Annotated in this window: 24 protein-coding genes and 4 pseudogenes; 8 read left to right on the top strand and 20 right to left on the bottom strand. The window is 39.5% G+C overall.

Translation table 11 applies throughout. The features are described 5' to 3' along the window. The first annotated feature begins 46 nt into the window (after positions 1 to 46). Positions 47 to 976: pseudogene (locus EKM75_RS11815) on the top strand (IS30 family transposase). Between the two features lie 51 nt (positions 977 to 1,027). Here EKM75_RS11815 and EKM75_RS11810 read toward each other — a convergent pair. The 6 genes from EKM75_RS11810 to EKM75_RS11785 form a co-directional block, all read right to left on the bottom strand. Continuing rightward, positions 1,028 to 1,516, bottom strand: coding sequence for a nucleotide-binding domain-containing protein (locus EKM75_RS11810; RefSeq protein ID WP_125694766.1), 489 nt, complete (start codon positions 1,514 to 1,516; stop codon positions 1,028 to 1,030). An 18-nt stretch (positions 1,517 to 1,534) separates the two neighbouring features. Then, on the bottom strand, positions 1,535 to 2,221 hold the full coding sequence (locus EKM75_RS11805) for a toll/interleukin-1 receptor domain-containing protein (RefSeq protein ID WP_125694764.1): 687 nt from the start codon (positions 2,219 to 2,221) through the stop codon (positions 1,535 to 1,537). Between the two features lie 100 nt (positions 2,222 to 2,321). Continuing rightward, complete coding sequence (locus EKM75_RS11800) at positions 2,322 to 2,957, bottom strand: TIR domain-containing protein (RefSeq protein ID WP_125694762.1); 636 nt, start codon at positions 2,955 to 2,957, stop codon at positions 2,322 to 2,324. Next, positions 2,950 to 3,762, bottom strand: a complete 813-nt coding sequence (locus tag EKM75_RS11795) for a hypothetical protein (protein WP_125694760.1) — start codon at positions 3,760 to 3,762, stop codon at positions 2,950 to 2,952. Before EKM75_RS11795 ends, EKM75_RS11800 begins: the two co-directional genes overlap by 8 nt. A gap of 203 nt (positions 3,763 to 3,965) precedes the next feature. After that, positions 3,966 to 4,550, bottom strand: a complete 585-nt coding sequence (locus EKM75_RS11790; RefSeq protein WP_125694758.1) for a recombinase family protein — start codon at positions 4,548 to 4,550, stop codon at positions 3,966 to 3,968. A 105-nt stretch (positions 4,551 to 4,655) separates the two neighbouring features. After that, positions 4,656 to 5,627: an FRG domain-containing protein gene (locus tag EKM75_RS11785; protein WP_125643283.1), complete on the bottom strand. Its 972-nt coding sequence runs from the start codon at positions 5,625 to 5,627 to the stop codon at positions 4,656 to 4,658. Positions 5,628 to 5,772: 145 nt separating this feature from the next. On the opposite strand from EKM75_RS11785, the gene EKM75_RS11775 reads away from it, so the two are divergent. The 5 genes and pseudogenes from EKM75_RS11775 to EKM75_RS11755 all read left to right on the top strand — a co-directional run. Then, positions 5,773 to 6,948: an IS256 family transposase gene (locus EKM75_RS11775; RefSeq protein WP_125643289.1), complete on the top strand. Its 1,176-nt coding sequence runs from the start codon at positions 5,773 to 5,775 to the stop codon at positions 6,946 to 6,948. A gap of 215 nt (positions 6,949 to 7,163) precedes the next feature. Further along, complete coding sequence (locus EKM75_RS11770) at positions 7,164 to 7,724, top strand: hypothetical protein (RefSeq protein ID WP_125643291.1); 561 nt, start codon at positions 7,164 to 7,166, stop codon at positions 7,722 to 7,724. A 14-nt stretch (positions 7,725 to 7,738) separates the two neighbouring features. Further along, on the top strand, positions 7,739 to 8,743 hold the full coding sequence (locus EKM75_RS11765; RefSeq protein WP_164508796.1) for a DUF3324 domain-containing protein: 1,005 nt from the start codon (positions 7,739 to 7,741) through the stop codon (positions 8,741 to 8,743). Positions 8,744 to 8,763: 20 nt separating this feature from the next. After that, positions 8,764 to 8,994 (top strand): hypothetical protein, encoded by a 231-nt coding sequence (locus EKM75_RS11760; RefSeq protein ID WP_047021783.1) that lies wholly within the window; start codon positions 8,764 to 8,766, stop codon positions 8,992 to 8,994. A gap of 242 nt (positions 8,995 to 9,236) precedes the next feature. Beyond that, positions 9,237 to 9,785 (top strand): annotated as a pseudogene (locus EKM75_RS11755) (KUP/HAK/KT family potassium transporter); the annotation flags it as partial. On the opposite strand, the pseudogene EKM75_RS11750 reads toward EKM75_RS11755, so the two are convergent. Continuing rightward, positions 9,715 to 10,209: pseudogene (locus EKM75_RS11750) on the bottom strand (IS30 family transposase); the annotation flags it as partial. The pseudogenes EKM75_RS11755 and EKM75_RS11750 sit on opposite strands and share 71 nt — an antisense overlap. A 12-nt stretch (positions 10,210 to 10,221) precedes the next feature. Here EKM75_RS11750 and EKM75_RS11745 point away from each other — a divergent pair. Together EKM75_RS11745 and EKM75_RS13075 are read left to right on the top strand one after the other, a co-directional pair. Beyond that, positions 10,222 to 10,542: a restriction endonuclease subunit S gene (locus EKM75_RS11745; protein WP_225364048.1), complete on the top strand. Its 321-nt coding sequence runs from the start codon at positions 10,222 to 10,224 to the stop codon at positions 10,540 to 10,542. A 186-nt stretch (positions 10,543 to 10,728) separates the two neighbouring features. Next, a complete protein-coding gene (locus tag EKM75_RS13075; protein WP_072672334.1) occupies positions 10,729 to 10,818 on the top strand; it encodes a putative holin-like toxin in 90 nt (29 codons plus the stop codon). A gap of 154 nt (positions 10,819 to 10,972) precedes the next feature. On the opposite strand, the pseudogene EKM75_RS11735 reads toward EKM75_RS13075, so the two are convergent. The 13 genes and pseudogenes from EKM75_RS11735 to EKM75_RS11670 all read right to left on the bottom strand — a co-directional run. Beyond that, a pseudogene (locus tag EKM75_RS11735) lies at positions 10,973 to 12,097 on the bottom strand (ArdC-like ssDNA-binding domain-containing protein). 3 nt (positions 12,098 to 12,100) lie between these two features. Further along, positions 12,101 to 12,316, bottom strand: a complete 216-nt coding sequence (locus EKM75_RS11730) for a hypothetical protein (RefSeq protein WP_125694756.1) — start codon at positions 12,314 to 12,316, stop codon at positions 12,101 to 12,103. A 122-nt stretch (positions 12,317 to 12,438) separates the two neighbouring features. Continuing rightward, on the bottom strand, positions 12,439 to 14,574 hold the full coding sequence (gene topB, locus EKM75_RS11725; RefSeq protein ID WP_125694754.1) for a type IA DNA topoisomerase: 2,136 nt from the start codon (positions 14,572 to 14,574) through the stop codon (positions 12,439 to 12,441). 6 nt (positions 14,575 to 14,580) lie between these two features. Continuing rightward, positions 14,581 to 14,991, bottom strand: coding sequence for a hypothetical protein (locus EKM75_RS11720; RefSeq protein WP_003679895.1), 411 nt, complete (start codon positions 14,989 to 14,991; stop codon positions 14,581 to 14,583). Positions 14,992 to 15,006: 15 nt separating this feature from the next. Beyond that, complete coding sequence (locus EKM75_RS11715) at positions 15,007 to 15,864, bottom strand: conjugal transfer protein TrbL family protein (RefSeq protein WP_125694752.1); 858 nt, start codon at positions 15,862 to 15,864, stop codon at positions 15,007 to 15,009. 5 nt (positions 15,865 to 15,869) lie between these two features. After that, positions 15,870 to 16,244 (bottom strand): hypothetical protein, encoded by a 375-nt coding sequence (locus tag EKM75_RS11710; RefSeq protein WP_114693158.1) that lies wholly within the window; start codon positions 16,242 to 16,244, stop codon positions 15,870 to 15,872. Between the two features lie 14 nt (positions 16,245 to 16,258). Next, a complete protein-coding gene (locus EKM75_RS11705; RefSeq protein ID WP_015474610.1) occupies positions 16,259 to 17,770 on the bottom strand; it encodes a VirD4-like conjugal transfer protein, CD1115 family in 1,512 nt (503 codons plus the stop codon). 229 nt (positions 17,771 to 17,999) lie between these two features. Continuing rightward, positions 18,000 to 18,470 carry a conjugal transfer protein gene (locus tag EKM75_RS11695; protein ID WP_125694750.1) on the bottom strand — a complete coding sequence of 157 codons (471 nt, stop codon included), beginning with the start codon at positions 18,468 to 18,470 and terminating at the stop codon, positions 18,000 to 18,002. 2 nt (positions 18,471 to 18,472) lie between these two features. Beyond that, positions 18,473 to 18,841 (bottom strand): thioredoxin domain-containing protein, encoded by a 369-nt coding sequence (locus tag EKM75_RS11690; RefSeq protein WP_064578785.1) that lies wholly within the window; start codon positions 18,839 to 18,841, stop codon positions 18,473 to 18,475. Beyond that, a complete protein-coding gene (locus tag EKM75_RS11685) occupies positions 18,828 to 19,445 on the bottom strand; it encodes a SadB/YajI family lipoprotein (protein ID WP_064578786.1) in 618 nt (205 codons plus the stop codon). Before EKM75_RS11685 ends, EKM75_RS11690 begins: the two co-directional genes overlap by 14 nt. A gap of 14 nt (positions 19,446 to 19,459) precedes the next feature. After that, positions 19,460 to 20,614, bottom strand: coding sequence for a phage tail tip lysozyme (locus EKM75_RS11680; RefSeq protein WP_101874346.1), 1,155 nt, complete (start codon positions 20,612 to 20,614; stop codon positions 19,460 to 19,462). Then, positions 20,615 to 22,033, bottom strand: a complete 1,419-nt coding sequence (locus tag EKM75_RS11675) for a type VII secretion protein EssB/YukC (RefSeq protein ID WP_125694748.1) — start codon at positions 22,031 to 22,033, stop codon at positions 20,615 to 20,617. It lies immediately after the preceding gene. Continuing rightward, positions 22,026 to 22,940 (bottom strand): type IV secretory system conjugative DNA transfer family protein (locus tag EKM75_RS11670; protein WP_225426715.1); only part of this gene is annotated, 915 nt, incomplete at its 5' end. The genes EKM75_RS11675 and EKM75_RS11670, both read right to left, overlap by 8 nt.

Genomic DNA, 22,940 nt, shown 5'->3' with positions numbered 1-22,940 from the left:
TTTAAAATGGTGTTTACCACAAACCCATCTTTTAGGAGCTGATCTTTTGTCTAGTATAACCTATTCCGAACGAATTAAAATCGAAACCTTTTGTGAACTAGGGCTGTCCAATATCCAAATGGGCGTTCGGCTGAACCGATCACCGTCAACAATTTCTTATGAATTATCTCGATGTCAACCTTATCAGGCCGAATTAGCACAAACAGATGCCGAATACAAGCGATCACGATGTGGTCGGAAAACTAAGCTGAGCGATGAGTTAAAGCAAACAATTCTCAACCATTTACATCTAAGCTGGTCACCAGGAATGATTGCTCACGAATTTAAACTAGCGACTAAATCTATTGATAATTGGCTAAATCAGGGGAGAATTGGTTTCTCCTTGAATGATCTACCTGAACATGGCGTACGCCAACGGCGTAACGTTGACCAATGATCCAAATATAATCAATCTTTGGGGCGATCGATTGAACAGTGTCCCATGATGATTAATCAACGTAAGCGCATCGGTGATTTTGAACTAGATACCGTCGTTGGCCCTCGTGGGCATAGTAAGGCAGTTTTATTAACTTTAATCGATCGCAAATCACGGTTCCTGTGGGCATATCGGTTAAAGGACCGAACGACAGCGAGTGTTAATGAAGCACTGACTAAGTTCCTAACAACTTTTAATGGACCGGTGCACAGCTTTACTGTGGACCGTGGCACTGAGTTTAGTGGGCTAGTATCACTTGAATCACAATATGGTATTAAGACCTATTACTGCCATGCTTATACGCCAGCTGAACGTGGTAGTAATGAACGCTTTAATCGGAATTGACGTTATTTTTATCCTAAAGGGACTCGTTTTGAGCACATTAGTGCTCAAGATTTAACGACGACGTTACTCCAAATTAACCAGCGACCGCTTAAAATACTCGACTGGCAAACACCGTATCAGGTTATGCTGACCAATTTGTCCAAAAATTCGGATTAAATTTGCAATCTACCATAACAGTTTATAAATAAGCCAGTATCTATTTGAGATTCATATATTTTGTACGTCTCCTAATTTAACTTCGAGTCTACCAAAAGCACATACAATATTATTTTTCACTCCGTAAATTTCAACAAAATGGTTTCCAGAGAAGTTTATAGGTTCTACATGAATAAGAGAATTATCATTAATAATTTGTCCTCGAATCATATTTTTGCTAATGGCAACACCACCAACATTTCTAACTTTCCAAAACCACTTTATTTTTGCATTATTATATGGTGATTTTATAATAAATTTAACAGTTGAATTATATTTAATTGGTATATGTTTAAATTTGCTAATAAATTGCGGTATAGTTTTTTCTATAAAACCAGGAATTGAGACTTTGGTTTCTATTTCTATATAATGATCAATTTTTATGTTGTCCCATTTTTCAGTGGCAAACTCTTCCGTATCGTCAGCTTTTCCAATAGAACTTCTAAACCTTCTCTGAGACATCCTAGGAATATTTTTCAACTTCCATTCATCATTTTCCATATAACACACCTGATTTAACTATCTCAAAATTTTAAAAAGACATGTTTGGTCTTCTATTTCTTTTAAGCTTGAAATAATATCATTAATTTTAAAAGAAACAGCAACATTAAAAGTCACATATCCTTCTGAATCTAGATATGTTTTCTTCATCTGATTATTGCAACGAAGAATATTAAAGGTATTGAGTTCTTCCATAATCCAAGGAGAATAAGTGTAATCATCTTCAATAGAGTTATTTGATTCAATGAATACAAAGGTAGAACATTGACTAATCATTTTATTAAGAGCAGTTACGAGTATGATATATATATTGGCAGATATAGATTGTGCATCTGAATAATAATAAGCGTTTTTCTCTCCACAAACAGCATTAAATTCATCATTAATTTTTTTAATTAATTCGGTGCAACGTCCCCAAACTTCAAAGTCCACGAATGGCTTTAACCCTTGATTTTCTAAAAACGATGCAAAGTTTTCTACTAGTTGTGCGTCTTTGTGTGCATGACTTATAAATATGTTTTTATCAGAGGAATTTGGAAACCAGTCATTAATTAGCTTTTCTCCGTCTAGTATAGGCGTTCCATTTTCATTTTGAGAGATGTATTCAGTTATATTATCGTTTTCTATTATTGTGGGCCTATCTTTAGTAGCTTTCCAATCATTTTTAATAATCGTAGATTCTTTAATTTTAAATCCCTTTATCATTTTTAGACTTCCTTAAAGGCTCTCCTATTGTGAAGCCACTGTATAGGAGCTCATTTTATGAGTAACATATAATATATTATTGATATTTCCCGTAGAGATATTAAAAAAGTTTAACCCCAAAAGGACGGCTAATAGTCTTTATACCGGGATCATTCTTTTTCTTTATATCAAATATTTTGCTCCTTTTTTCAAATGCTTCGTCAATATACTTTTCAATATCGTTAATAAAGGTGGAGTATCTGTAAATTCCACAATAGGCTTCTGAATCTTTATAGTGAGGATAAGTCGACTTTTCATTTTCTAGCCTAAGATTATTTTCCCTAACTAAAAACGGAATTTTTTCTTTCAATAATGGAGTTGGTGTCTTAAGTTCTACGCCACAATTACATTCTGGAGCGGTACACAATGTTTTTTTGTAGATACGATCAAATAAATCATCTCTTACAACACCCAAGATACCAACAGCATTATTCCCCCATAGTCCTGCCTGTATTTCAGAATTTACATAGGGACGACTAGCTGTTTGTTCTCCTACTAGCACTACAATTACAGATGCATCTTTAATGAAATCAGTTCTTATCTTACTCATTATTGTATCTTCTGATAGATTAGTATCAATATCACCATCAGAAACCGATTTATCAATAAAGTAGTCTTTTGATTCAGCAGTGTTTACTAGTTCATCTTTCAATTTCTGTTCACCAGAATGATGGTAGCTAATAAAAGTTTTATGCATGTTCTTTTCCCTCCCAATCAAAAAAGTTAATTCTAAAAATGTTTTTAATTTCTTTTTTAGACATATACTTGTTAATATCATTAATATCATTTAGCAATTCAGCATATCGGTAGTAATTTTTTTGAACGTCTTCTATGGTTGTTTCATGGACAGTTATACTCTTTTTAGTAGCAGTATCAGTAACGGTATCATTAGAAATAACTCTATCATACCAACGCCTGTAGTCATTTTGGTGTTTAGTAAGAAAATGATTTAGTTTTCTTAAAATTTCACAGGATATTTTGTACAAGCCTTGATTTTCTTTAGGATCTAGTAGTTCCAAATTACTTCTGATGAAATTATATGCTTCATAATAAGCATTTAGAACTTCGTAGATATTATCTCTTTTCTCTTCAAAGTCAAAAAGGGATCTTTTTGACGAAACAAAGGTACCAACGGTCTTAATATAAATTTCACTTGATTTATCGAAAAGAATATTAATTCCTCCAATGTTAAACTTATCTACCCTGAGAGTGTATCTTTTCCCCAAGAAGCCTATTAAAATGTAGAAAACAAGCATTATTACAATAAATAAAAACAAAATTTGTAACATATCTTTAACGGCAATAATGTAATCTTTAACGATTATTCTGTTAAAAATTTTAAGGGCAGTCAAAATGTATGCTAATAGAAAAAACGCCAATAAAATCAATGAAATATCCCAAACTGGTTTGCTTGTTTCTCTGGGTTGTATTTTTATATTCCTCAATACAAGTATTAGTATTGAAATACCGAGTATGGCGCTGCAAATATAAATAGAAAGCAATTTCTTGGCCTCCGTATGATTATTTCAATTTGCTTTATCAATTTCGTTTTTCTAGTTATTTATTATTTGGTCTGGAAATTAATTAAAGCATCCAATATCTGAATAACTCTATTTTTAATCATAGTCTATTTAAAATAGTTGCTAATCGTTTTTTACTGCCTTTTATGTATCCATCTTTGATTATATACCTATACCATTTAATATCATCTTTGGACATCAAATTTCTTTCTATATCTGATAAAGGTTGAACGCTTAATACCTGTTTTTCGAGAAACATCCACATCACTCATGCCTGCTAGGTAAAGTTTAAAGGCATGTTGTAACCGAGGATCATCTTCGGTATATTGGGGCTTGCGGCCATGATATTTACCTTGCTGTTTGGCAAGCGCAATGCCTTGTTGCTGTCGCTCAATGATCCGCTTACGTTCACTTTCAGCTTGGTACTTGTAGAGTTCAATAATCAAATTGGTCATCAGTTGCCGTAAGTTGGGATCCGCAATCCCGGTCATGGACGGCAAATTCAACACATCTAGGGTGGCCCCCTTACTTTGAATGGTGTTCATGATCTGAGTTAAATCCTGGTTGTTTCGGCCCAAGCGATCTAGTTCAGTGACCAGGACAATATCACCCTCGCGGATATAAGCCAGCAGTTTTTGCAGTTCAGGTCGATTGGTGTTAGCCCCACTTAATTTATCCGTAAATAATTTATCAACGCCTTTTAAAGCCGCTAACTGTCGATCTAAATGTTGCTCCTTGGAACTCACACGCGCATAACCGATTTTAGTCATTTTCAGTTCTCCTTTTGGACAGTTCTAATGAACATCTGTAATTCCTAGTATAGCACGGAAATAAAAAAGGCCATTAGGGCATACCCTAGTGGCCGTCACGCTAATTTATTGAAAAGGGAAAAATTCTCCTTTCCCTAGATTATCTGTATTTAATCTTGAATTTATAACGTTTTGATTTCCATTTACCATTTTTGATAAATCTTCTGGGGCTGTAAAATTTGAATGCAAAGGAGCTTCTTGATAGGCGATTTCCCAATCTCTCAAAATATTATAATCTTTTGAAAATTCTATGTTCTTTTTTACACCCTCAAAATCCGGAAATAATTTGGTACTGATGGCTCCGTTTTCTTTTAAATATTTTTGTAAATCATTTCGATCTCTTTGCGATAGTTTGAAGGTTATTTTTTCTAAAAGAGTTTCATTATTCCATGAGTATTTATCGCCAGATTGCTTCAAAAAGTCATCAGGATTATTAGATTGAAGCCAATCAGCCAATATTTTAATTTGAGAGTTTTGAATTTTAGCATTATCGTTTACTTTTGTGCTATCTATGCTAGATAGCAGCCCCTGCTGTGATTCCATTCTTTCGTTTTTATGATCTGTATCAGATACTATTAGCGGTAATTTAGGATATTGATTCTTTAACTCATCATATAAGGTCTTATTAAGTCTATATATGCAATACTTGTGTTTGTTGAAGTCGTCTCTAAGACAATGCATTTTACAAAGATCGATATGTTGGTCCAAAATATTTTCATCAACAAACTGTTTAATATAACTGGTGAATGCAAAGTATAAAGCTACATAGACCGAATAACTCCAGTCTAGATAACTAGTGCTGAGCCCGTAGTGCTGAGAAAGGCCATCTGCCAGCCCATTCATACCTACTTCTGAATACCCTCGCTCAGCGGCTTTTTTAACAACGTCAGAATAAATATTGTATTGGGCAAAACTGATGTCTGTTTTTAACTTTCTAGCTAGAGTTGGAACTAAATCATATTTTTCAAATGCACACCCTCGATAAATGAAGTTGCTATTATCCTTAGCTTTTGAAATGATTTTTTGTAACGTAGCCAATATTTCATTCCTCTTGTATAATTAAAGTGAGAGCGTAAAATATCTTGTGTAAATGCATAAAAGATTTCTGAATTGTATAGAAATAGGGAATGCCTTCCCTTATGATATTTAGTAACCACAGAAAACATCACAGGAGGCATTCCCCATGAATGAACTTACCACAGAAATTATCGCTGCACTAGCCCAAAAGCAAGATTTGGACGAAGTTTTTCGTCACCACCTCGAAATTGCGATTAACCAGTTGCTTCAAACCGAATTGGCAGAGCTTTTGGGTTACGAACGCTACTCATACGCTGGGATTAACACTGGTAATAACCGCAACGGCAGTTATGAGCGCTCGTTTGATACGAAGTACGGCCAACTTAACTTAACCATTCCTCGAGATCGCAATGGCCGGTTTGAAAATCATACCTTGCCAGCCTACGGTCGGCACAGTGATAATTTAGAAACAACGGTCATTCAGTTGTATACCAAGGGAATTACCACTGCTGAAATTGCCGAACTCATTGAGAAAATGTACGGTGCTCACTACTCCAAAGCCACGGTTTCCAACATGACTAAAGCCGTCAATGAACAGGTTCAAGCTTTCCAGCAACGTCGACTGGCTTCACAATATGCGGCCATCTTCTTAGATGCCACTTACTTGCCGTTAAAGCGGGATCCCGTTCAAAAAGAAGCCGTTCATATTGCGATTGGCATTCGTCCAGATGGTACGAAAGAAGTGCTGAACTACCAAGTGGCGCCAACGGAATCGACTGGAATCTGGACTGAACTGCTGGGAACCTTGATCAAGCAGGGCGTTAAAGATGTGCTGTTGTTTGTGGCCGATGGGTTAGTTGGTTTGGATGAAGGCTTGAATCGGCATTTCCCTAAAGCCAAACGACAACGTTGCCTGGTTCATGTTGGGCGGAATCTGATGAACAAAGTTCGCGTAAAAGACCGCAAGGCCATGATCAGTGACTTTAAACAAGTTCATCGGGCCGCCAACCGTGAAGCAGCCGAACTAAAACTGAATGAGTTCGCCAACAACTGGCATCAGACCTATCCCAAATTAATCAAAGATCTGCTTAAAATGCCGAATTTACTCACTTTCATGGACTTTTCACCAGCTATCCGGCAATCACTATACTCCACTAACCTGATTGAGAACTTTAATAAGCATCTCAAGCGCACCACCCACCACAAAGAACAATTTCCAACGGAAGATTCACTGGATCGCTTCCTGGTTTCTCAGTTTAATGTTTATAACGAGAAGTCTCTGAAGCGGATCCACCGAGGGTTCAAAGGACTCCAGGACACCTTGGAAGCATCATTTATTTAAGTTAGATACATATTATATGTACGAAGGCATTTCATTTACACAAGATTCTTGACGCTACCTCATTTACCTAATAAAATGCAAGTATTCATTCTAACTTTTTTAGTTTTTTTATAATTATATACACTTTTAAGTTGAAGTAAGTAGTATAATATCTGTAGTCTATAGGTGTACCCAAAACATATTGTAAGGTTTTAATAAAGAAAGTAGGAATAGTAATGAAAAATAAAATAGTATTATCAACCACATTATCTTTGTTATTGGCTTTAGGGATTCAGACAAGTACGGTTCATGCCGATACTACCAGCACTACAAGTACTTCTGTGGCACCTGGATCTTTAAAAATTAACTCAGTTCCAAGTATGACATTCAATAGTACAGTTGATGATATTGCCAATTCTACTTCTACCACGGCTAAACTGCAGTCTGATGGTAGTATCTCTACGACAGATGATGAAGGTTATGGGACAGCCACTAATTGGACTCTAGCTGCAACTCCAACTGAACTTAGCTACGCTGGTGGTAATGGGAAAACTAGCAACCTGAGTGTCTCTACATTAACAATAGCCGGGACTCCTATTACCACAATCGATGGTAAAACCAGTACTCCAATTGTTAAGAATGGTACCAACGAAGGGAACACTTCTACTGATTTAACCGCAGACAACACGTCAATTACTTTACCACAAGATAAGCAAGTGTTTGGAGCAGTTTATACGGGTGCCATTACGTGGACGTTATCTGGTAACACTGGAGCTATTGGTGGTACTGCTCAATAATTATGGCTGGCAATTTGAAGAAAGCTTCAAAACTAGTTTTCATAACTATCTTTTCTCTGATTTTAAGCCTACTGCTTACTTCCCATGTAGCACAGGCGCAAACAACTCCCTTTGCGGTGAAAGTTGTTGGTCAAAATCAACAATCCATAGTTCAACGAAAAGTTAATCCTGGGCAGTCAATAAAAATAAAGTTACTTTTATCTAATAATAGTTCTAAAAATCAACATATTTCTGTCACCAGTCATACTGCTTTTACCGGTGATGCTGGAATTATTCAGTATAATTTAAAGAATCCTGGGAAGCGTTATTTTGGGAATGTTGATTTCAACAGACTACTAACCGGCCCCCAAAGAATAACATTGAATGCTCATGAAAAAACAACCAAGATGTATACCTTAACAAGTCCAAATAATCATTTTAAAGGAACAATATTAGGAGGCATATACGTTAGCCAACTTGTTAATCAACAATCAAAAGGTAATGGTTCATCCAAAAAACAAGCTTATGTAGGGTATACAAATATTCTGGCTTACCAAATACCGATTGTTTTGAGACAAAGCAACCGCATTGTTCATACAAAATTGAAACTCAAAAAAGTAGTTTGTCAGGTAAATAACAGCACGCCTGTTGTACTAGCTCGAATTGCTAATATAACCCCTACCGTATTTAGTCGTCTTGAATTAAAAACAAAAATTATCAATCAGCGAAACAAAAAAGTGGTGTTCCAAAGCAACCAAAAAGATATTTCTATGGCCCCGCTAAGTTATTTCGATGATCATTTGATACTTAATAAAGGTTTGTCAGCTGGTAATTATATCTTAAGTATAAACGCGCAGTCAGGAAAAAGGCATTGGTTATTCCGTAAAATGTTCAAAATAAATACCAAAGTGGCACAAGCCACACAAACTAAGAATTATAGACATCATCCTGATTATGTATGGGCTGTAATAATTCTTGGTGTGGCAATACTAATTTTTATGTTAACGTTTGTTTATCGATTGGGAAAACGTCAACGTTAATTATGGAGCGGAGGATATAATTGATAACTAAAGCTAATTTGGAATATATTTTTTTCAAAGCGGTTGGCCCATTTATTATTATGGCTTATGTCGGCGGTAAGCTAAGTAAACATCATCTTTATATTATTGGATACCATGAAAAAATAAATTCTGAACATGCACGTTATCTACTGGATTCTCCTGACATGGTTATTGATAGTAGTTACAACAGTTGTTTTGGTTTTCATTGGTTGAAGGGACATTTTAAATAATCTGATCATTGGTGTATCTTAATTATAACGATCTAGGTTAAATAAGGGTCTTCGTCAACCAGTTTAGAAACTAGTTATATTTAGAAGAGGCTGTGACACAACTAGCTTCTAAACGAGCAAATGGGGCGAGAAACCGAATTTTGGTTTCTCGCCCCATTTGCTCGTTTAGTTGTCCCCCAAAAAGAATCCAATTCGTAAATGAATTGGATTCTAAATACAATTTCATCAACACCGGTTGACAGAGACCCACTAAAATAGCTAAGGTTTATTGGTTTGTTACAGTCAATGAAACCAATGCACCTTATGAAAGTAATTATACAGTTGATTTACTTGAGACGCATAATGTTGTTAACGTTCAATTTTACTTAGGGTTTAGGAAATCTCAATCCGTTAGTGTCTATTTACATCAAATTGTAAATCATCTAGTGGAACAAGGTATTTTAGAACCACAAATACCCACGTATTCAACAGAGCGACAACGGAAAGTCGGCGACTTTAAGTTTGTTATTATAAAGGAACAACCAGCAGATTTAATTGTCAATGATAAGTTAAGCTCGTTAGATAGAAGATTGATTGTCGGGCGCATCTATTTGCAGAAAATTACGGCCTCACCTATTTCATGGTATGGTTTGGAGTTTAGCAATGTCGTAGAAGAAAGTTCTCCGTTATTTATTACTCAAGATCAAGATCAATACTTAATCCAAAAGGCAAATTACAAGTTTAATCCGAACAAGCCCGGAATCTTTCAATGGCAGTCTGTTGATGATGTATTTTTAATGGTCGTTGATTAATTAGTTCAAGTGCTGCTAGGATCTCATCAGTCGTTACTTGGCTAAAATTGGTCTTTTTCGGGAAGAACCAGCGTAACCGTCTATTAAAATATTCATTGGAACCTCGCTCCCATGGTGAATATGGATGGCAAAAATAAACTTTGATCTGATAATCCTGTTCTAAGGCCTGATAATTGGCAAACTCTTTACCATGATCAACAGTAATGGATTTTACTTGGGGACCGAAGGCCCCCATAAACTTGCCAAAGGCGATGTTTAGAGCCTTAGCCGTTCTATTAGGGGCTTTGATGGCCCATAGAAGTCGGGTCTTACGTTCTACGAATGTAACCAGACATGATCGTGACTCACTTCGACTAGAAAGCACCGTATCTACTTCCCAATGACCAAAAGCTAACCGTTGATTAACAGTTATGGTGATTTGTTGGGACGTGTTGCATTGATACCGGAAGATGATAGGTTTGTACTTAATCAGCGTGTTGCTTTATTGAGACCAAATGCGACCGCTGATCCACAATTTCTGTTCTCCTATATCAATGCACACCAATATTATTTCAAGGCACAAGGAGCTGGAATGTCACAACTGAATATCTCTAAAGGCAGTGTAGAAAATTTCATTTCTTTTGTTCCGATAATTGAGGAACAAAAGAAAATAGGTACCTTCTTTAAACAGTTAGACAACACTATCACTCTTCATCAGCGTAAGCTTGAAAAACTCCAAGAACTTAAAAAAGGGTATCTACAAAAGATGTTTTGCTGATTCTTAATTTGATCAAATTTAGGATCCTATGAAACTCCATGACTTAATTTTTGTTGTGCTTGGTCAATACTTAATTCACCTGTATAATAGATTACGCAGGAAGTTTTAAGGGCGGTGGCTGTCTTTTTCCTTGCGAGGTGAGGCCCATGGGAACATGGAATAATCTTCAGGAAGGTTTCACAGTCAATGAGCGTCTTCCAGACACTCTCGTTGATGTTGCTATTTGCAATGTTTATTTTAGCGTTGCTAACGTACATCGACAAAAGGAACAAATAAAAAAGCCGCCCTGCGTAACTTTGGCCAGTTACAGGGTAGCTTAATGCTGTCTTATTAACTTCGCCACCGCCTTTGAAGCGGCTTGCATGGGAAGTCCTGTCTTCAGCAGGGCTTCCTTTTTCTATTACATTATAGCATGCCCTTTAAAAACTGGCTAACGTTTTAGACTTTGATCAAGTTCGGATTCGGGTTGTTTGATCTCCGGATTCTGTTCAGCAAATGCTTTCAGTTGCTTTTGTGTTAGCTCACTGATTTCTTGGTGCACATCGTTTAACTGGTTTTTAAATTGCGCTTTCTGTTGTGGACTAGTTGCTTGTTGAATTTGTTGTTGCAAGCTTTGATAGGACTTATTAAGATCCTGGGCTGATAGCTTTTTTAAATCATGCTCAGGTTCTTTTTGTGCTTCTTGTAAGCCTAATTGTTTGGTTAACCCGTCACTAAGCTCAATCACTTTGTTGCTAACTTGCTGGATTTCACTTAAAGCACTATGGATCACGGCTTTATCTTTGGCCCAGGTAGCTACATACCCGAGGGAGTAATTGCCTGTATCAACCCCAATGTTTTGCATGGCAACATACGCGACCGCTTCGGCCTGCGTTTCTTGATAGGCTCGTGGGCGATCTTTAAAGGCTGATTTTAATCCGTGTAGCTGACTATGTGCATATTCGTGATATAACGTCTTTAGTTTCAAAGCATTGTCGGGCTCATCACCGCCAATGACGATTTCATTAGTGCTGGGTTGAAAATACCCCTTAGCCCCATTTAGCGTCGCTAAAGGCACTTCACTAACTTTAAGGTCGGGTTGCTGGTTGAGATAGTCTTTGAACGCGTTATACAAGCTCGTTACATTCTAATGATCGGCTAAATTTTCTTTGACAAAATCCTTGGCACTTAACACTGGCTCACCGCTAGTTTGTGACACGTCAAAGACGGGTAGATAACGGTAACCGACAATGGCGCGTTCATCGGTGGTATCAAGACGCTTTTGCTCGGCTGGTGTTAACTTCTTAATAATCGGGGCCGCAATCCGAATCGCTTTTGCGCCTCGTTTGACGGTGCGGTTAAAATCCGTCTGCCATTGCTTAAAGCCCGCGACTTGAGTGGCTTGCGGATTTTGCGCATAAATCAAATCAATGTTTCTGGCGCTATAATGATGAAATTTAGCCAGGGTATTAAGATACTGTTTAAATCGGTCACTATCGGTTAATTTTAGGATTTGTTGTTCAGCCTGGGCGACTAATTGTGCTTTCCAGGCTTTAACGTCTGCTTTACTCGGCATTGTCTACCCCTCCTCATCTTCAAAAATATCATTCAATATAGGGGCTACGTTGATTTGAATCGGGGTCGTGCCATAAAGGGCAACGTAACCGTCAGATAATTTTTGCCAAGCTACTTGATAATAAGCGCCGTTACCAGTGATTTCCTTTAAATACTTGTAGGGTTCTTTAGCCTGTAGAACCGGTAATTCACTCCCAATGACTGCTAATTCGTTATCCATATCTATGATCTCCTTTGTTTTGCTAATCTTACCCGTTATTTAGGTTTACTTTTGGGGTTGTAAAAGTGAACCTAAATGACGGGTTCACCACCCGGAACGTAGTGTAGGGCGGTAGGCAGGTTCTAATCAAAATCAAAACTTAATTTATGGCCGTCAAGTTTTAGCTTGGCGTCAAACGACTTTCCTTTTTTGCTCTTGAACCCCTTTAGTTTGCTGGTTTCCCCCTTAGTGATTAAGGCTTTGATCGCAGTTTTACCGAGGGTTTTACTGCTCCATTTCTTGGGCAGGGTAAAGTCTTCGCCTTGCTTAGGCTTTACAATGTAAAACTTCTGTTTATTTAAAACGGTCGCTTGCGGTGTTTCTAAGAAGACCTCGGTGGCTTTTTGGGCTTGCTGCTGATGATCGATTTGTTGCTTAATGGCTGCATTGCCGGTTAATTGTGTGGGAACATCAGCGATTAACTTCGCCACAAACTTCTTGATTTGGCTCAAAAAATTATCCGGAGTGCGTTCTTCGGTACTGATTTGTTGTAACGCTTGCTCCCATTTAGCCGTCATTTCTGGGCTAGTTAGCAAGGGTTCGAGTTCAACCGCTTTACATAAAGTAATCCCTGCTTCACTGACGTGTAACTTGTTCTTTTCAGTGACGAGATAGCCGCGCTTCTTTAACACTTCCAGCACATTAGCCCGGGTCGCACTTGTCCCAATTCCTTGCACGTCTTTGAGAATTGCTTGGGCTTCTTCATCATCAAGCGTTTTACCGGCGGTTTTCATTGCCGTAATCAGGGTACCTTCGGTAAAGGGTACCGGTGGTGTCGTTTCTTTTTGCGGCGTTTGCAGGTTTGCTTGGACTTGATCGCCTTGGTGAACGAGCGGTAAAGTTGCTGCTGCTTGCTGGTCGGCTTTGTTTTCATCAAATAAAGCTTGCCAACCTTGCTTAGTTGGGACCTTACCCGTCGCTTTAAAATTGACGTCGCCAACTTGGGTGATAATGGTGGTCTCTTCATATTCGTAAGGATCAGCAAACATCGCTAACGTCGTTCTTAAAACTAAATCATAAACCTGTTGCTGTAATTTAGGTAAGCTGGCTAGTTTCTCTTTCGTCGGGACGACTTTAGTCATAATAATGGCGTAGTGTTCTTCAACCTTTTTCCCATTAACATAGCGCTTATTCGGGGTGGTATTGGTTAAAGCGACTCGCTTAGAGACTAACCCCAGATACTTCGTCAGATTAGCCACTAAATACTCAAATTCTTCATTAGTGATATAAGCACAATCCGTTCGGGGATAACTCAACAACTTGGCTTCATATAAACTTTGAATAGCCGCTAAGGTTTGGCTGGCACTGGCATGATACCGTTTATTCATCGCACTTTGCAGACTGGATAGCGAAAACAACTGTGGACTAGCACTCTTTTTAGCCTGTTTTTGGACGTCCTTGATTAAGCCGCTCTGTGAGCCTTTCTGAACGTGTTTAGCTTGCATGAATGTCATTAGACATGTTTCGTCTTTAAACCGCTGATAGGGGTCTAATTTTGCGGTGAATTTTTGCTGATTGGCTAAAATTTCCGCATTTAGTTCAAAATAGGGTTCCGGCTTAAAGTCTTTGATTGCTTGGTCTCTTTGATAGACCATATACAAGGTTGGCGTCTGCACGCGACCAATTGAATACACCCCGCGCACCCCATTTTGTCTCAACAATAAAGTATATAAGGGACTACCATTCATACCGATCAACCAATCGCTAATTTGGCGGGTTTGGGCTTCTTTATAAGCCAAATAGTCTTTGTGCCAATCACCAAGATTTTTGAATCCGGTAATAATCGCGTCTTTTTCCAAACTATTCAACCATAGCCGCTTAATGGTCTTCTTTTTAACATCAATCTGGGCTTGATTCATGATTGACCATGCAATATTGGAACCTTCTCGACCGCTATCGGTGGCAACAATAATGGTATCGGCCTTCGTTAACAGGTCTTTGACGACCTTGAATTGATCTTTTTTACTAGCTGACACCACAAACTTGTATTTATCGGGGAAAATCGGTAAATTAGATAGGGCCCACTGCTGGTATTTCCGATCATATTTATCCGGTGTGGCTAGTTCAACTAAGTGTCCGAGACCATACGTGACAAGCGTATTCTCGGGCAAAACAGGGTCACTAACCGTATAGTAACCCTGTTTTTTTGTGCTCTTTTGAAAGGCTTGGACGTATGAACGGGCTTGACTGGGTTTTTCAGCTAAGATAACAGTGGTCATGTTCATTCACTCCTTATGATTAAGCTTCTGTTCTAATTCTGTTTTACCTTGTTCAGCTGCTTTCAACCAAGTTTCACGTCGCAATTCTTGTTGTTGCTCTATCGATTGTTGCTTTAAATATTGTTGATACCGGTTGATGGCTTTGAAATCTGCATAGGCTGACCAACGGAATAATAAGCCACCCAGCAGTAAAACTAAGGCCATTAGTGCAGTTCCTAAAAAATCGGTATGGTTCGCCGTGAAAAGCTCTTGGTATAAATCCATTAACATGAGGTAAATTCCCATCAAATAGAAGATCATACTAACTAAGGTATCAAAATAGTAAGACAGCTTAGTCCGCCGGGAAGGTGTTGTAAAAGGGTCGGTTCGCATATCCTTTTTGGCTTTTTCCAATAACCAGTGTGCGATTTTTTTCATAACTATTTCTCCCTCCTAGTGGCTACGGAAATAATTTTGAAACATTCTCATGGCACCCATACCAGCACTCTTAGTCACACCGGTTGAAGCCCAAAAGTCTTTAACGGCGTCAGGTGTCTTGACCACCAGAAAACCGAATCCGATTGAAGCAATAAAAGCAATAAACCCGTATTTAGCCATATTAGTGAAACACCATACTGATAATGACATACAAAGCACCTGGCTAATAATAGAAGCATTGTAATAAATGTACTTCTTCCACCACGTGCCACTGTAATCAAAACTTTCAGTCGCCATGCTCATTGCAGCTAAAGGAATTGTCAGGTTATACCAAGCCATATCAGCCACAAACACACACATCTTGATAAAGAACACGACGGTTACGACAGTGAAGATTAGCAGAAACAAAATCTGTAAGGGTAGCGAAATGCCAACATCTTTTAGCCCAGGAACTTTATTCATGCCGGTAATTGATTTAGCAGTGAATTTCTGATCAGAACTAAACATATACTTTAGCAGGGGCAAGGTAATTGAACCTTGAATAAAGCCCTGTAAAAACACGAAAACCGGAATCACGGCCGCTGATCTAATCCCGTCCATGATGATATTAGCCCAAGTAACATCTGTACTTTCATCTGCCTCTTTTAGAATTGTCATCACAATGCGGCCAAGGACGACCACAACGACTAACGATGTCGCAAAGGACAGGAAGATGGCATACCACGTTTTAACAATCGGCAAGCTTTGATTGGCTTGGTCAATAATGGCCTTGCAGATGTTGAATAAGCCGTCCAACAAACCAGACAGTGCCCATTCAAAAAACTTAGCAATCGCTCCCTGAACCAGTCCTGAAATATCACCTAAAACAAACATATCTATCACTTCCTTTTTTGCAATTCAAAGCTTCCTAATCCGTCATCTGCTTTGGCAGTTTTATTTATTGCTTTAGCTTTATAACCATCGCTAATTTGAGTTAATTCAAATTTTTGATTCTTCTCATCATCAGTATTTACTTTTAAATATTCTTTACCAGAAGTATTACTGACTGAATAATTGGCATTTACATTCATCAAGGGGCTTTCAATAATCATTGTTTTTTTATTAAATTGGGTTTTGTAGCTTTGTCCTTTTTGGTTGAGATACCATTTATTACTTTGCAAATCCTGTGCTGTAGACTTCCCACAAGCGGTAAGACCAACAACAATCAGTAACACTGTCATCACAGCGATTATATATTTCCAATATTTTTTCATTAATATGTCCTCCATTATCCAAGCATTTTCTTATGTCTAGACTCTAATTCTTGATCGATATTATCCTGCAATTTGTCTTCTTCGTCATCGGTTGTTTGATCGTCTTTTTTGGCTTGGTGCTGTGCTTTAACTGTCTGATTCCACTTATCTACCTTATTCTTAAAGTGGGTTTCCTGGCTGGCTTCTGGTTGGCCTTGATAATCGTTTTGTGACAAGTTAACCAAATGATCGGCTCCTGGAAATAGTTTAAATTGGAACGCTTTTGTAGCTTTGACTGGTCGCGCATTGCTAAAGATTAATAAGCTCTGATCTTCGGGCATACGCATGATTTCATCGGGCGTCATGAGCGAACGGCTCGTATAGCTGTAACTATCGCTCTTGCTGTGACTTTCTTCCTTGCTATGACTGGTACTCTCACTACCCGTTTCCACTTTCACAGTTGATTTTCCTAACAGATCACTAAAGTATTTAGCGGTCACATCATTAGCGGCATTTAAGCAAATCTTAACGGCATGATTTCCTAAGATACTCTCGGCCTTATCCTTGCCATACAAGGCTTGGAGCTGGGTTAAGGTTTGACAAATTGTCGTCACGCCAATGCCGTACCCCCGACACGTCGCTAGGAACTCCTCATACTTGGGAAACTTCCCTAAATTGACAAATTCATCAAGGATAAAGTCGACTTGGTGGGGCAATTTAGCGTGATGATCGGCAGCTAATTTGTATAATTCATCAAACAATTGTGAGAAAAACAGATTGATGAAGCTTTCATAAGTGTTATCCATGACGGGGATAATCACGTATAGCACCACTTTGTCATTGCCGATCTCTTTTAAATCAAAATCAGAAAAGCTGGTAAAATCAGCCACTTCTTTGTCAACGAATTTCGAGATGGTCGCCAACAGGCTTTCAATAATGCTGGCTTTCATTTCCCCTTTGGCTTTTTTGAACCCTAACTCATAAGCGCGTCTCGCTGGATCAGTCATGGTTAAATCAAGAAACAAGATATCTAACGGACTATCTGCGCCCTTTTCCTCGGCTTCCACATCGTTTTCTTGCAACACTTGGGTCACACCCGCCAAATTTCGTTGTTCTGGTGACCGGTGGTTCATGACAAACAGGATTAGTGCCTTCAGAAGTTGCCGTTGGGTACTAAACCACACGTCTTTTTTACCTTCGGCATTTTCACTCTGGACGATCTTGGTGGCGACGGTTTCGGCTTGAATATCCCGTTGAATATAATCAAAGGGATTGTAGCGGTCACTGTGCGCCATGTTGGCAAAATTGACGACATGTACTTGATAGCCTTGAGCTAGTTTGATACCGGCCGTCTTTTCGTATAATTCACCTTTCGGGTCGGTTACGACAATGCTGTTCTCCGTTTCGTTAAACAGGTTGGTAATCACGACTGATTGAGTCTTATACGATCCTGGGCCCCCAACCACAAAGATGTTCCGGTTGGGTTTGGTACTGTTATTTTGGTAAACAATTTGTTTATCCACGATTCCTAAAATTGTCCCATTCATGCGTTTACCTCCAATGCGGTTAGCTTTAGATGACTTTTCTGATTTACTTCTTTTTCATCTGTATTCTGATTAACTGATAAATGAAAGATAAAATGACTGTGATAATTGTAAATACAAAAGTTAGTGTGCTCCCTCCCTGAAATAGGAACAAAACTATCGCAATTAACAACGTGATGATCGTAACTATTCGTACTAATAAATCTGGTCTGTTCATGCTTCTTACTTCCTTTCACTTGCCTGTCTTGGATTGTGTTTCTTGTTTTGTTAATGCCTCTAATATTTCTGTTGTGGTGCTCCTGTTAAACGCTGTGGTGAGGTCTTTGGCATTGATACTAAAGTAATGGTCGCTCAACTCTTTTAGATTGCCCCAAGTCGCACTCCCGTGGGTTTCAGTGTCCGCAGTTTCCCACGCTTTGTGCTTGCTATTGCGTTTCAAAGCAAAATAAATGGTGTATAGGACCACAGCGATACTGACGATAATTAATACCGGGTTCTTTTGACCCAAATACAAGTTGTAATAGTGCCAGGGGTGCAAGGCTAATTGTTTTAATACGGTTGGCATATGATCCACAAAAGTTAGCTTATAGCGGGACAAGGCCATGACTGCTCCGGCTAAAATCTCCGCTAAATACAAGCCAATGATTAGCGTTAGTAGATACGGCCAACTAGCTTTAATCACAGCTATGCTTCTATCTTTCATTTCTAATCACCTACGATTCGTTTAATTTGCGACTGCTTGGTACCAACATACCGTTGATTGCCACTAATCAAGGTTGGTACTGACGTTAATTGATATTTTTGAATGTAATGCCGATTCTGCGGTTGATTCATGTTAATCAAGACGATGTTGTGACTGATTGCGTTGTGCCAATAAATTTGATGGAAAATAGACTGACAATCCGGGCAATCATCGCGATAGAAGAACAACACTTTTTCAGGGTGCTTAGCCAGCGTCACAACTGGCCGCTGTTTTTCCACGTGATTGACGTATTGATGACCAGCAAACCCGCTAACGGCTAAAACCACCACGATTACCGCTAGGGCCTTACCAACCCGCTTAATTAAGGTCACTGGCTTTAAAGCTACTACCTAAATTTTGGACTGCGGTGATTCGATCCGTGGTGGTATCGAAGGTCACCTGATAAAGTACCGTCGCCTTTTGCCAGTCGTTGTCGCCACTCTTACTTTCGTAACTGACGACGGCCAAGCCCTTCATGTTTTGCCCCTGCTTACTTTGTGTATACAGGTTCAGCTGATCTAATTTGGCTGAAACACTATTGCTATCACCATACGTGCCCTTATTTGAAAAGTATTGCTGATATAGCTTGTCGGAAATCAAGTCTTTCACGCCATCTTTACGCTGTCCGTAGGTCTTGGGCTTAAAGTTGTTCATGACCTTAAAGAACTTGGTGACTACCGTATTAAAGCTAAGTTCAGCCTGACTTTTGTCTTTATTATTTTGGTAGGTCTTATAACTGTCAATTTGGGTGCTCAATAACTGCTTTTGTTGGTTGGTTTTAGTCAATTGCTGGTTAACTTGGCGCTTCTGTTTTTGTAGCCGACTAATCTGTTGTTGCGCCTGCTTAACTTGGCTATGTTGATAGGCATTCGTTCCTAATGACATAATTAAGATCAAACTACCAAGTGCAATACTTAAAACCACGCTACGCTTCATTTGTTGGTTCCTCCTTACTTCTTGATTGGCCGGGCTAACGTTACATCGCTACCACTTAGTAAGCTATAAAAGGCGGTGCCAAAGGTGCTTTCGTTAACCTTGTCGCCTACGCCACCTTGTTCAATGATTTTGGTGGCTTTGCCTTGCCATTTGCCTAGCAGAATGGCAGTATGGCCGTTGTTTCCGGCTCCCGCACCTTGATTGACGATGACGATATCGCCGGCTTTCGCGTCATTTTCACTGATCTGTTTCAGATATTGATGGCTGCCTTTGGCGTCACTGGTCATCGTGCCGGTAAACCAGCCCATGTTGGCCGGTACCTTGTAACCAGCTTTATTAAGCGCTAACCAGACAAAGCCCGAACAATCAGTTCCACCAGTTTTGCTGGGATTCTTTAAATCACTGCCTAAATTGGGGCTGGGGTGGGTTTGAACATAGTAGAAATCGCCTTTCATACTTTCTGCGTTTTTAACGATACTACCGCCGGAATAGCTCGGGTCACTATCACAACCTAGATCGGTCAGATCGCCGGAACTCGCATTGTCTAACGTATTACCGGCCACGGGATCACTCGCCCCGAACACGGAATACCAGTGATCGGCATAACCGTATCTTTGGCTTAAATACCATTGTTCCGGGTTCTTGCTCATGCCTTCATAATCCATTAACCAGGCTTTCGTCGCTTTGTGCACGTCCGTATATTTAAAGATCTGCTTGTTTGACGCATAGTAACTACTGTTCAATTCTTGATCGAGATAGTCCAACTGAACCCCGAGATTGGTCGCTGGTTTGTTTTCTTTGTGGGCTAAGTCCTCCAACTTATCTTTTCGGCCGCCTAACCACTGGGCTAAGCCCGTGGCCCCGGAACTTGAATTGACGGACTTAGGATCAAGGCGACTTTCTAGTTGTAAGACGCCCAAGATACCGGCTGCCGCTTGTGGCGTTGCACCATACTTCTGTTTCCAGTGCGCATAGATATTTTTGGCATTTTCCGTCATGCTCTTACTATCTAATTGTGTTTCTGTGGTCGTTGAATTATCACAACTGTTTTCTTGTAGCTGACCAGTAATTGCGGCGATCAGCAAGATGATTAGCAGAATGGCGCCGCCCACAATATAAGCAATCAACTTCCACTTCTTTTTCTTATATTCGAAAGACAGTACTTGCATTTAATCACCCACTTTGTGCTTGGCCTGATCGACTTGTTTTTGCGCTGCTGATTGGTCACTCTGCGCGTTCTTTAAGTCCGACTTAGCCGAATCCACCTTCTTGTCTTTATCCTTATCTTTACTGCCATCAATCTTGTTGGCGTCGTCTAACTTCTTTTGGGTGTCGCTGACTTCGTTCTTTGCGGCATTGAGACTTAACAGGGCTTTTAAATACTTAGCTTTAAGACTGTTCACACCAGCTAATTTGGTTTGGACGGTCTGGGCGTCTTGCGTATCATTATGGGCTAGGAATGCTTGTCCCATTCTCAATAAAACATCGGCGTTCGTCGTAAAGGATAATTGGTTATTAAGCGTATTGGTATCATAATTAACAATCGCTTTTTCGAGTTTCAATTGATCTTTTTGCTTACTCGTTGCCTTAGTTGGTAACTGCCAATCGGCCACTTGACTGCTATCTTGGTTGGCATAAGCCGCATTAACAACCTTGTTCAACTGACTTGGGTCAACGTTTAAGGCTTGCTGGTACTGACGATGCTTTAAAAAGACACTGACTTGCTTAGTTGCAGGATAGCCGGCTCGTTGCATATCTTTTTGTGCTTCTGACCACTTATGATCATTTAAAGCGGTCTGAATTTGACCGCTATATTTTAATCGCGTGACCTGGGCTTGGTTCTGGTTAGCTAAGCTTTGATACTTTCGTTCGTCACTTTTATGGACTAAGCCGACGGCCAAAACGGCCACAATCGCCACCCCGGCCATACTCAACCATAAACGTTGTTTGGTTTTCTGCTGGGCCGTTTCAACTTCCTGCCATTCGTGATAGCTCACAAAGTCCTCAATGCCGTTAACCACTTCCGTTAACTCATTTAACGACGTAGCTTTAGCTACTTGTTGTAAATAGTCGTCCGGGTGTTTAGCTAGGGCTTCTTTAGGATTGCTTAGTAGCCGTTCATAGGGTGTCCCCGTCAAACAAAATAGAATCAGCGCTTTGTATTTAGCTAAATTGCTGTGCTTGTCATCATAGGGCATGAGTTCATTGGCCCGATAGGCGTACCAAACATGTTGCATGGGGTAATACCAGAGGTTAGCTGGGTTCAACGCAATGTGATACTGGCTATCAGCAACCACATGTTGCGCCATAATTTTCTTAGCTATGGCTGTTCGGATCGCTTTATTTTCATGTGGCAAGTCCTTTAATGATCTGACCTTATCCGGCAAGGTATAAGTTAAAACAACCTTCTGGTCTTGCTCAACCACGTTAACCAACTGTAAGAAATTGGCATCAGCTTCCTTTAATTCGTTTAGCTCACTCAACTGGTCATATCGAAATTGATTGTGATTGAGTTCGAGAATTAACTGGTTCCCTTGTCGCTTGAACGTGCCAACCTCGATATTTAATAGTTGGTTTGATTTACTCATTTAAAGTCCCCCCTTCCTCTTCGGTGGTAGTTAAAGCGTCAATTTCACTGGGGGTTAAGACCACGCGCTTTTGATAATCCGGTTGCCCGGCTGTCTCACGGTTGTATTTCTCTTGGTAAGCTTCGGGGTCGATTAGTCGTAGTTCTTCTTCGGTCAATTCAACTTTCATAAAGGCGCGTTGGCTACCATAGATCATCAGAGCTTCGCCTTGTCGTCTGCGTTCTAGTAGCTTCTTTTCTTTATCCGAGAACGTCATTCTTAACTTGGTAATCACATCATCAACGCCTTTACCGTCAAGACCAAAGAACACTTTGGTGTAGGAGTTCCCAATAATGGCTTCACCAATGTTCTGCCCGGTATCTGTCGTGCCTTCGATCACATCTTGAATTTGCTGCGTTCCGGCAATCGCTCCAGCATTATACTTTCTAAACCGCTTGTAGGCTTGGTGGAAAAAGGTGGCGGCTGCTTTGTGCAAGGTCAAGAAATGAAATTCATCGACAAACAATTTCTTGCGGCTATGCCGATCTTTGGTAATTTCGTCCCACAAATACTGGAAGGTATTCAGATAAGCCGCTGATTGGACTTCCTGTTCACTTTGTAGTGGTTTTAGATCAAAGGAAATGATCTTTCCCTTTAGGTTGACGTTGGTGTGCCCGTCAAATAGGCTGTTAGAACCATGAGTATAGCTGCCTAAGATATAGTAAAAGTCTTTAACCCGACTGAATTTGTCTGCGTCTTTATCAGCCAGTTTCTCCAATTCGTCATAAACATTGGATAAGGTCGGCCACTGATCATCTTTAATCTGTTTTAAGCGGCTGTATTTCAAAACACCACTGTTGACGTAAGCTTGTTTAACGACATCATCAAGGATTGCCAGCTCAACTTGGGTAATCCCGGTTTTAAGGAC

The organism is Levilactobacillus tongjiangensis, assembly GCF_003946345.1.
GTDB classification, from domain to species: Bacteria; Bacillota; Bacilli; order Lactobacillales; family Lactobacillaceae; genus Levilactobacillus; species Levilactobacillus tongjiangensis.
This window is presented reverse-complemented; position numbering and strand designations above follow the sequence as displayed.

Excerpts from the sequence above, each read along its gene's own strand:
- EKM75_RS11685 (WP_064578786.1), bottom strand. The coding sequence starts at position 19,445 with ATGAAGCGTAGCGTGGTTTTAAGTATTGCACTTGGTAGTTTGATCTTA.
- EKM75_RS11710 (WP_114693158.1), bottom strand. The coding sequence starts at position 16,244 with ATGAAAAAATATTGGAAATATATAATCGCTGTGATGACAGTGTTACTG.
- EKM75_RS11805 (WP_125694764.1), bottom strand. The coding sequence starts at position 2,221 with ATGATAAAGGGATTTAAAATTAAAGAATCTACGATTATTAAAAATGAT.
- EKM75_RS11715 (WP_125694752.1), bottom strand. The coding sequence starts at position 15,864 with ATGTTTGTTTTAGGTGATATTTCAGGACTGGTTCAGGGAGCGATTGCT.
- EKM75_RS11730 (WP_125694756.1), bottom strand. The coding sequence starts at position 12,316 with ATGGATAACGAATTAGCAGTCATTGGGAGTGAATTACCGGTTCTACAG.
- EKM75_RS11810 (WP_125694766.1), bottom strand. The coding sequence starts at position 1,516 with ATGGAAAATGATGAATGGAAGTTGAAAAATATTCCTAGGATGTCTCAG.
- EKM75_RS11705 (WP_015474610.1), bottom strand. The coding sequence starts at position 17,770 with ATGAATGGGACAATTTTAGGAATCGTGGATAAACAAATTGTTTACCAA.
- EKM75_RS11680 (WP_101874346.1), bottom strand. The coding sequence starts at position 20,614 with ATGCAAGTACTGTCTTTCGAATATAAGAAAAAGAAGTGGAAGTTGATT.
- EKM75_RS11675 (WP_125694748.1), bottom strand. The coding sequence starts at position 22,033 with ATGAGTAAATCAAACCAACTATTAAATATCGAGGTTGGCACGTTCAAG.
- EKM75_RS11720 (WP_003679895.1), bottom strand. The coding sequence starts at position 14,991 with ATGAAAAAAATCGCACACTGGTTATTGGAAAAAGCCAAAAAGGATATG.
- EKM75_RS11770 (WP_125643291.1), top strand. The coding sequence starts at position 7,164 with ATGAAAAATAAAATAGTATTATCAACCACATTATCTTTGTTATTGGCT.
- topB (WP_125694754.1), bottom strand. The coding sequence starts at position 14,574 with ATGACCACTGTTATCTTAGCTGAAAAACCCAGTCAAGCCCGTTCATAC.
- EKM75_RS13075 (WP_072672334.1), top strand. The coding sequence starts at position 10,729 with ATGAGCGTCTTCCAGACACTCTCGTTGATGTTGCTATTTGCAATGTTT.
- EKM75_RS11695 (WP_125694750.1), bottom strand. The coding sequence starts at position 18,470 with ATGAAAGATAGAAGCATAGCTGTGATTAAAGCTAGTTGGCCGTATCTA.
- EKM75_RS11775 (WP_125643289.1), top strand. The coding sequence starts at position 5,773 with ATGAATGAACTTACCACAGAAATTATCGCTGCACTAGCCCAAAAGCAA.
- EKM75_RS11790 (WP_125694758.1), bottom strand. The coding sequence starts at position 4,550 with ATGACTAAAATCGGTTATGCGCGTGTGAGTTCCAAGGAGCAACATTTA.
- EKM75_RS11800 (WP_125694762.1), bottom strand. The coding sequence starts at position 2,957 with ATGCATAAAACTTTTATTAGCTACCATCATTCTGGTGAACAGAAATTG.